This is a genomic window from Rhizobacter sp. P3_B12 (genome assembly GCF_056402895.1).
Genome location: NZ_JBFUGN010000186.1, coordinates 1 through 8451 on the forward strand (window position 1 = coordinate 1; position 8451 = coordinate 8451).

Annotated in this window: 9 protein-coding genes and 1 pseudogene; 4 read left to right on the top strand and 6 right to left on the bottom strand. The window is 67.9% G+C overall.

Features of this window, described 5'->3' with window-relative positions; translation table 11 throughout:
* Together AC1D01_RS12630 and AC1D01_RS12635 are read right to left on the bottom strand one after the other, a co-directional pair.
* Nucleotides 1-470 (bottom strand): Ig-like domain-containing protein (locus AC1D01_RS12630; RefSeq protein WP_477866651.1); only part of this gene is annotated, 470 nt, incomplete at its 3' end.
* A 164-nt stretch (nucleotides 471-634) separates the two neighbouring features.
* Nucleotides 635-955: a hypothetical protein gene (locus tag AC1D01_RS12635; protein WP_477866653.1), complete on the bottom strand. Its 321-nt coding sequence runs from the start codon at nucleotides 953-955 to the stop codon at nucleotides 635-637.
* Between the two features lie 161 nt (nucleotides 956-1116).
* Here AC1D01_RS12635 and AC1D01_RS12640 point away from each other — a divergent pair.
* From AC1D01_RS12640 to AC1D01_RS12655, 4 genes and pseudogenes are all read left to right on the top strand, one after another.
* Nucleotides 1117-1783, top strand: a pseudogene (locus tag AC1D01_RS12640) (substrate binding domain-containing protein).
* 222 nt (nucleotides 1784-2005) lie between these two features.
* The gene (locus AC1D01_RS12645; protein ID WP_477866655.1) at nucleotides 2006-2668 is read left to right on the top strand and encodes a TetR/AcrR family transcriptional regulator; all 663 of its coding nucleotides are present in this window, start codon (nucleotides 2006-2008) and stop codon (nucleotides 2666-2668) included.
* Between the two features lie 26 nt (nucleotides 2669-2694).
* Entirely contained in the window at nucleotides 2695-3168 is a 474-nt protein-coding gene (locus tag AC1D01_RS12650; RefSeq protein ID WP_477866657.1) for a VOC family protein, read from the top strand.
* A 7-nt stretch (nucleotides 3169-3175) separates the two neighbouring features.
* Nucleotides 3176-4036, top strand: coding sequence for an SMP-30/gluconolactonase/LRE family protein (locus tag AC1D01_RS12655; RefSeq protein ID WP_477866659.1), 861 nt, complete (start codon nucleotides 3176-3178; stop codon nucleotides 4034-4036).
* A 168-nt stretch (nucleotides 4037-4204) separates the two neighbouring features.
* Here AC1D01_RS12655 and AC1D01_RS12660 read toward each other — a convergent pair whose 3' ends face one another.
* From AC1D01_RS12660 to AC1D01_RS12675, 4 genes are all read right to left on the bottom strand, one after another.
* The gene (locus AC1D01_RS12660; protein WP_477866661.1) at nucleotides 4205-5437 is read right to left on the bottom strand and encodes an MFS transporter; all 1233 of its coding nucleotides are present in this window, start codon (nucleotides 5435-5437) and stop codon (nucleotides 4205-4207) included.
* An 87-nt stretch (nucleotides 5438-5524) separates the two neighbouring features.
* Nucleotides 5525-6691, bottom strand: coding sequence for a mandelate racemase/muconate lactonizing enzyme family protein (locus AC1D01_RS12665; RefSeq protein ID WP_477866663.1), 1167 nt, complete (start codon nucleotides 6689-6691; stop codon nucleotides 5525-5527).
* Nucleotides 6692-6714: 23 nt separating this feature from the next.
* Nucleotides 6715-7410, bottom strand: a complete 696-nt coding sequence (locus AC1D01_RS12670) for an SDR family NAD(P)-dependent oxidoreductase (RefSeq protein ID WP_477866665.1) — start codon at nucleotides 7408-7410, stop codon at nucleotides 6715-6717.
* Nucleotides 7400-8374, bottom strand: a complete 975-nt coding sequence (locus tag AC1D01_RS12675; protein WP_477866667.1) for a Bug family tripartite tricarboxylate transporter substrate binding protein — start codon at nucleotides 8372-8374, stop codon at nucleotides 7400-7402. Before AC1D01_RS12675 ends, AC1D01_RS12670 begins: the two co-directional genes overlap by 11 nt.
* Between the last annotated feature and the right edge of the window lie 77 nt (nucleotides 8375-8451).

Sequence of the window (8451 nt, forward strand, 5' to 3'; positions counted from 1 at the left end):
ACCCGCGCCACCACGCTGTGGCGGCCGTCGGCCAGCCCGCGCACGTCGAAGGCCAGGAACTGCACGTCACCGTCAGTGCCCCGAGAGAGGCCCACGGATTGGCCATCCACGAAGAAATCCACGCGGTGGACGTTGACGATGTTCTTGACGGCGGAGAACCGGACCAGCCCGAAATTGCCGTCCACGCTGGCGGTGACGGTGGGCGGCTCCGGGGGAGTGCTGCTGCGCTGGACCACGAAGCTGACTGCGCTGGAATCCTTGCTGTTGCCGGCCGCGTCGCGGGCTCGCGCAACCACGCTGTGCGTGCCGTCGGCGATCAAGTTGATCGAGATCGGCAGCGAGAACCTGCCCTCGTTGGGCTTGGTGGCGATGGTGCCTTCCAGCGCATCGCCATCCATCCGGAACACGACCTCGGTCACGCCCACGTTGTCGGAAGCCGTGGCGGTGAAGGTGACGGTGTCGCTGCCCACGTTCACGCTGGCGGACACCGTGGGTGCCGCGGTGTCCGGCACCGGAGCGGGGGCCGGCGCGCCCAGGCCCGGTGGGGGCGGGGCCGCCTCGCCACCGCCTCCCCCGCCGCACGCGCTCAGCAGCACGCACAGAACGCCGGACCAGAGCTGTTGCTGGCGGGATTTCAGAAGAGGAGAGGGTGAGGGCATGAAGCTATGAAACGTGGAGGTGAGGGAAGCGCATCAACGCGTGGGTGCACACGTTCATGTTCGTAGGAGACGGTGGAGAGTTGCTGCTCCAGCACGGTTGTCGCGGACTCGTCGGGGCGCACGAGACAGAGGTCCGCATACCAGCCTCGGTCCGCCATCTGCTTCATGCCGAGGGCGATGCCGGCATTGATCTTGGTGGCGTCGAAACCGGGCGGCAATGCCGGATCCGTGAAGTCGACCGTCTCAGGTTGCTGGCCCACGAACAGTACCTTCTTCGCCTCCTGGGATTTGCTCATCTTCATCTCCTGGTTGTTGATCGGGTTGCAGGGTTGGCCATGGCCACGATGTGCCGTCCGGTCCTTCGTTCGCGGGTGCCACCAAGGTGATATGACAAACTCATTGAAGCGCGATCAGCCCGGGCAGTCTGCCAGACGGCGCACATGGCAGCGGGAACACGGTGTTCCCGTGGCGGAACGGTCGCTTGTTTACGATTGAGGCTCCCCGCAGAGGTATCCGGCCCTCAAGCGGCCCTCGCTGGTTCACTTTGAGTCAATCCTTCGGCTTCGGGTACAACGTGCTGTCCGATCTGCTGCCGGAGTTCCTGGAGCGCTACCCCGATGTCAACGTGGCGCTGGAGCTGACCCGTCGAACCGTTGACCTGATCGCTGAGAGCGTCGACGTCACGGTGCGCATAGGACCGACGACCGACTCGCAACTCATCGCAGTCGGGCTCGGGACGATACGGCGAGGAGAAGAGGTTCGAACTCAAGCCGCGTCTGAGCATCAACGATCCTCTGTTGATTCACCGACAAGTGGTTGCCGGCGTCGGCCTGGGGTGCCTGTCGGGCTACCTGTGTGCGCCCGATATCAAGGCCGGACGACTTGTTCACTTGTTTCCGGAATGGACTCTTCCGCCGGTGGAGGTCAGCGTAGTCTTCCCGAGCAGCCGAGAGTTGTCGCCGACCGTGAGGGCTTTTGTGGAGTTCCTGAGTCTTGACGACGATTCATCACTCGATCCATCCCGAGGATCGCGAGGTCATGGTTGGGATGCGCGAGCAGGTAGCGCCCATGAAGGGGAGAGYAGCGACCGCAGGTATCCGATCCATCAGTTTGGGAAACGCTGATCGAAGGCCCGCATCCCGGCACGCCGTATGCGTGCCGGAGGGCGTCGAACTGAGAGGGAGGACACGCGCGGCCAAGGCATTGGTCGGCGGCTTTGCGGGGCGTTGCTAGGACGCCTGGCTGAACTGGGGTACTTAGGTCGAATGCCAATCCGGGTCCCCGCTTGACACCATACCGATTGATCGGTATTGTCTCCATACCGACCAAGCGGTATGGAGTGCGGGATGTTGGAACTCGCCGAAGGCCCCAAGAGAAAGCTGCTCGACGCGGCGCTGCACGTGATTCGCGTGCAGGGGTATGCCGGCAGCTCGGTCGATGACATCTGCCGCGAGGCAGGTGTCACCAAGGGCAGCTTCTTCCATCACTTCAAGGGCAAGGACGACCTGGCCGTCGCTGCCACCGAGCACTGGACGGGCGTCACCGGCAACCTCTTCGAAAGCGCCCCGTTCCGCAGCGTGGCCGATCCGCGTGAACGCGTGCTGGCCTACATCGACTTCCGCGCTGCGCTGATCCAGGGCGACCTGCCCGACTTCACCTGCCTGCTGGGCACCATGGTGCAGGAGACCTACAGCACGCACCCCGACATCCGCGACGCCTGCAACCGGGCCATCCTCTTCCACGCCAAAACCGTGGCGGCGGACCTGGTCGAGGCCAAGCGCCTGCATGCACCCAAGGCGAAGTGGGATCCGCTGGATGTCGCGCTCTTCGCGCAAGCCGCCATCCAGGGTGCCTTCATCCTTGCCAAGGCCCAGCACGATGCCGCCGCGGCCCGCCGCGCCATCGCGCACCTCCACCAGTACGTGGCGTCGCTGCTGCCGGCAGCGCCCCTCGCGAGCGCCACCCGTTCCCGTCCTTCCCCCTCGGCTGCACGGCGCGGTCGCGCCTGAGCCTTCAACCACCCCAGGAGACATCCATGCAAAAGCTGACCCCCTGCCTCTGGTTCAACTTCAACGCCGACGAGGCCGTCGAGCACTACCTGTCGATCTTCAGGAACGGCAAGGTGCTCGAGGTGTCGCACTACGGTGACGCGGTGCCCTCGCTCAAGGGCAAGGTGTTGACGATGCGCTTCGTCATCGAGGGGCAGGAGTTCATGGCCCTCAACGCCGGCCCGCAGTTTCCGTTCACCGAGGCGATCTCGATCTCGGTGGACTGTGCCGACCAGGCCGAGGTCGACCGCCTGTGGGCGCGCCTGAGCGAAGGCGGCTCCACCGGCCAGTGCGGCTGGCTGAAGGACAAGTTCGGTCTCTCGTGGCAGATCGTGCCACGCGCCATGATCGACATGCTCAAGAGCCCCGACGCCACCAAGGCACAGCGCGCGATGGCCGCGATGATGCAGATGACCAAGCTCGACATCGCGGCGCTGCAAGCTGCCTTCGACGGCAAGTGAGGCCACGATGGACCGCCGGACGAGCCTCACGATCCTGATGACCGGCATCGTCTTCGGCGAGCAACCACGCTGGCACGAAGACCGCCTGTGGTTCTCCGACTGGGGCTCGCGCGAGGTCATTGCGGTTGATCTCGATGGCAACAGCGAAGTCGTCCTGCGGGCGCCGTCGTTTCCATGCTGCGTCGGCTGGCTGCCGGATGGGCGTTTGCTTCTCGTTTCGGCGCGGGACGGCCTTCTGCTCCGCAAGGAGTTGGATGGCAGGCTGGTGACCCATGGCGACCTGAGCCAGGTCTCCACGCCGCCAGCGGGAAACGAACTGGTCGTGGACGGACGGGGCAACGCATACGTCAACGGCATCGGCTTCGACCTCATGGCCGGCGAGCCGTTCRCTCCGGGCATCGTCGCTCTGGTCAGTCCCAATGGATCGGCTCGTCGGGTGGCCGATGGCCTCGCCTTTCCGAACGGCATGCTGGTCACGCCCGACAACGCGACGCTGATCGTCGCGGAGTCCTACGCGAATCGGCTCTCTGCCTTCGACATCAGCGCGGATGGCAGCCTGTCCGGGCGGCGGGTGTGGGCGGATCTTGGCGATGGTGTCCCGGACGGCATCTGTCTCGACGCGGACGGTGCCGTCTGGTACTCGGACGTCCCCAACAAGCGTTGCGTGCGCGTTCGAGAAGGCGGTGAGGTGCTGCAGAGGGTCGAGATAGACCGCGGCTGCTTCGCCTGCGCACTCGGTGGTGCGGACGGGCGTACCTTGTTCATGATGGCGACCACATGGAACGGTCCCACCGGCATGTTCGCCGAGCCTCGCACGGGTCAAGTCCTCACCGCCCAGGCTCCGGCACCCGGCGTCGGCTGGCCTTAGGGTGAGGTGACGATTGGGCGTGGCCGCTGGGCGACTGCTCTTGCCGAGAGGCGACCTTCATCGATCCGGACGGATCCACCCGAAGCGGTGCCGGCTCTGTCTGAACGGCTGCACTCGCGAGCCGCGAAGTATTGATCTCCCAGCTCCCTGCCGAGCAGCCCGCCAGGCTCAGGCCACCGCACCGATCGCCTGGCGCCGCGGCAGCCGCGTGAACGCCAGCGCCGACAGGAAGGCCCCGATGCCCAGCGCGAATGCGCCGATGAACAGCCACGCATAGCTGGACCACGCGTCGTAGATCAACCCGCCCAGCACCGGCCCGAGCGCCATGCCGAGGCTGCTGGCCATCGTGATGCCGCCGATCACCGTGCCCATCATGCGCAACGGAAAATTCTCGCGCGCCAGCACGGCGAACAGCGGCATCACGCCCGCATAGGTGAAACCGAACAACGCGGCGACGGCGTAGAAGCTCCCCAGCTGGCGCGCGGCCACATAGCCCAGCACCACGATCGCCTGGGCGAGCAGCGCCAGCACCAGCACGCGCGCGGCCCCGAAGCGGTCGCCCAGCAGCCCGAACACGAGGCGCCCGCCCATGCCCGCGAGCCCTTCCAGGCTGTAGATCGACACCGCCGCCATCAGCGGGATGCCGCAGGTGACGGCGTAGCTCACCGTGTGGAAGATCGGCCCCGAGTGGGTGGCGCAGCTCAGGAAGCTCGTCAGCACCAGGATCAGGAACGGCGCGGATCGCATCGCCTGCCCGACGGAGGTGGCCGGCTCCGGCGCCGCGCCCGGTGCCGCTGCAGACGGGGCTTGCGCAAGCGCCGGCGGGCGGCGCACCAGCAGCGCCACCGGCACCATGATGGCCGCGGCCAGCGCCGCGATGACCTGCAGCGAGGTTCGCCAGTCGTGGCCCTGCACCAGCCACGCGGCCAGCGGCGACATGGTCATCGGCGCCATGCCCATGCCGGCCGACACCAGTGACACCGCCAGGCTGCGCCGCGTGTCGAACCACCCGGTGACGCACGCCATCATCGGCGCAAAGATGGCTGCCGCGCTGAAGCCGACGACAGCGCCGAACGACAACTGGAACGCGAGCAGCGAGGTCGCCAGGCTGGACAGCGCGAGCCCGGCGGTGAGCAGCACGGAGCCGGCCAGCACCGCGATGCGCGGGCCCACGCGGTCGCTGAGCCAGCCCCAGGCGATGCTGCCGAGCGCGAGCGCCACGAAGGCCAGTGTCATCGCGGTGGAGATCCCCGTGGTGGACCAGCCCGTGTCCTGCGCGATCGGCCGCAGGAACACCGGCAGCGAGAACAGCCCGCCGATCGCCACGCAGCCGAGCACGCCGCCTGCGGCCACGATGATCCAACGGTAGTGCGCGTGCAGCGCGTCGGTCCGCAAATGCATGATTCGGTCCTTTGTCGATCCGTGGCGTGGTGGAACGATTCCACCGCCTCACCCCCACGACGAACGACGACCGGCCGAATCGACAACTCAGCCCGCCAGCGCCTTCATCTGCGCGTACAGATCCGCCTTCCCCTCGAAGCCGATCCCCGGCAGCTCCGGCAAGGTGACGTACCCGTTGTCGACCTTCACGCCGTCGGGGAAGCCGCCGTAGGGCTGGAACAGGTCCGGKTACGACTCGTTGCCGCCCAGGCCCAGCCCGGCCGCGATGGCCAGCGACATCTGGTGCCCGCCATGCGGCACGCAACGCGATGCCGACCAGCCGTGCGCCTTCAGCATCTCCAGCGTGCGCAGGTACTCGACCAGCCCGTAGCTCAGCGCGCAGTCGAACTGCAGCCAGTCGCGGTCGGGCCGCATGCCCCCGTAGCGGATCAGGTTGCGCGCATCCTGCATCGAGAACAGGTTCTCGCCGGTGGCCATCGGCCCGGCATAGTGCTGCGCCAGCTCGGCCTGCAAGGCATAGTCGAGCGGATCGCCAGCTTCCTCGTACCAGAACAGGTCGTACTGCGACAGCGCCTTCGCATACGCGATGGCAGTCTTCAGGTCGAAGCGCCCGTTCGCGTCGACCGCCAGCTTCTGCCCCGGCCCCAGCAGGCGCAGCACGGCCTCGATGCGCTTGCAGTCTTCGGCCAGCGACGCGCCGCCGATCTTCTTCTTCACGACCGAATAGCCGCGGTCGAGGTAGCCGCGCATCTCGCGCTCCAGCCCCTCCAGGCCCTGGCCCGGCCAGTAGTAGCCGCCCGCGGCATAGACGAACACCTTGCGGTCGGCGCGGCCGTTGCCGTAGCGCTCGGCCAGCAGCTGGAACAGCGGCTTGCCTTCGATCTTCGCCACCGCATCCCACACCGCCATGTCGATCGTGCCGACCGCCACCGAGCGCTCGCCGTGGCCGCCGGGTTTCTCATTCGTCATCATCGTCGCCCACACCTTGTGCGGATCGATGTTGTCGCGGTCCGCATCGAGCAGGCTGGCCGGATCGRCCTCCTGGAGGCGCGGCAGGAAGCGTTCGCGCATCAGCGCGCCCTGGCCGTAGCGCCCGTTGGAATTGAAGCCGTAGCCGATCACCGGCTTGCCGTCGCGGATCACGTCGGTGACCACGGCGACCAGGCTCAGCGTCATCTTCGAGAAGTCGATGTACGCGTTGCGGATGCTGGACTGGATGGGCTTGGTCTGTTCGCGGATCTCGATGATCTTCATGGTGGTGGGTTCCTGGGGAGTGTTCAGCGCGGCAGCGAGGCGCCGCCGCAGATCTGGATGTCCTGGCCGGTGATGGCCGCCGCCGCCGGCGAGAGCAGGAAGCCCACCAGCGCGGCGATCTCGTCGGGGCGGATGAGCCGCCCGATCGGCGGCAGCACCGGCGTGGCGGCCTGCCGGGCGGGGTCGTCGGTCATCGCGGTCTGCGTGGCCGCGGGCGACACCACGTTGACCGTCACGCCGTGCGCCACCACCTCGGCCGCCCAGCTGCGCGACAGGCCGGCCAGCGCCGCCTTGGTCGCCGCATACTGGCTGCGGCCGGCCTTGCCCTGCGCGASGCGGCTGCCGATCAGCACGACGCGGCCGTGCCCCGCGGCCGCCATGGCCGGCAGCAGCCGGTTGCCGATGCGCTCGGCGGCATCCACGTGCAAGCGCCACATCAGCTCGCCGTCGGCGGCCTGCAGGCTGCCGAGGCTGCCCACGCGCAGCACGCCGGCGGCATGCACGAAGGCCTGGGCGGCGGCCAGGTGCTGCAGCACGGCCTCGGTCGCCGCGCCGTCGGCCAGGTCGACGCGCAGGGCGTGGAAGTGCAGGTGCTCGAGCGTCGCCGGCCCCAGGTCGAGGCCGCTGACGAGCCAGCCGTCTTCGAGCAGGGCCTGCGCGATGGCCCGCCCGATCCCGGAACTGCTGCCGGTCACGACCGCATGGCGTTCACTCGGCACGGATCTTCCCCTCGGTCACGATGCGCTGCGACAGCGCCATGTCGTCCTTCTGGAAGCGCACGAAGTCGTCGATCGAGCCCGGCGTCAGCAGCAGCCCCTGCGGCGTCAGCTGCTCGCGCATGTCGGTGGCCAGCGCCTTGTTGACCTCGGCATTCAGGCGCACCGCGATCTCCTTCGGCAGGCTGGCCGGGCCCCACAGGCCGTACCAGCTGTAGAACTCGTAGCCCGGCACCGTCTCGCCGACGGTCGGCAGGTCGGGCTGGCTGGGCACGCGGTTCTTCGACGTGACGGCCAGCACCTTCAGCTGGCCCGCCTTCGCGAACGACGCCGAGCCGAGGATCGGGTCGATGAAGGCATCGACGCTGCCGCCGATCAGGTCCTGGTAGGCCGGTGCGGACCCCTTGTACGGCACGATCAGGTATTCCATCTGGCCGGCGCGGCGCAGCATCTCGGTGCTCAGGTGCCCGGCCGAACCGGTCGAGCCGATCGCGAAAGTCAGCTTGCCCGGGTGGGCGCGCGCGTAGGTCAGCAGGCCCTTGACGTCGTTGAACGGCAGGTTCTTGTTGACGGCGATCGCCAGCGGCGCCTTGGCCACCAGCGCCACCGGCGCGAAATCCTTGACCACGTCGTAGGCGGCGGTCTTCTGCGTCATCGGCGTGGTGGTGAAGGTCGWCGCGCTGAACAGCAGCGTGTAGCCGTCGCCCGGTGCGCGGGCCACCGCCGAGGCGCCGATGGTGCCGGCACCGCCCGCGCGGTTGTCCACGATCACCGTCTGGCCGAGTTGCTGGCCCAGCTTCTGCGCCAGCAGCCGGCCCACCACGTCGAGCGTGCCGCCGGGCGGGAAGGGGATGACCATCGTGATGGGCTTGGCGGGCCAGGGTTCGGCGGCGCGGGCGCCGGTGCCCAGGCCGAGCAGCGCGGCAGCCGTGGCGGCGGCGCAAAGAAGGAAGTGTTGGCGGTTCATGTGCGTCTCCTCAGCGCTTGAGCAGGCCGGCCTGGGCGACCGCTGCACGCAGCGCGGCCATCTCGGCATCGTTCGGC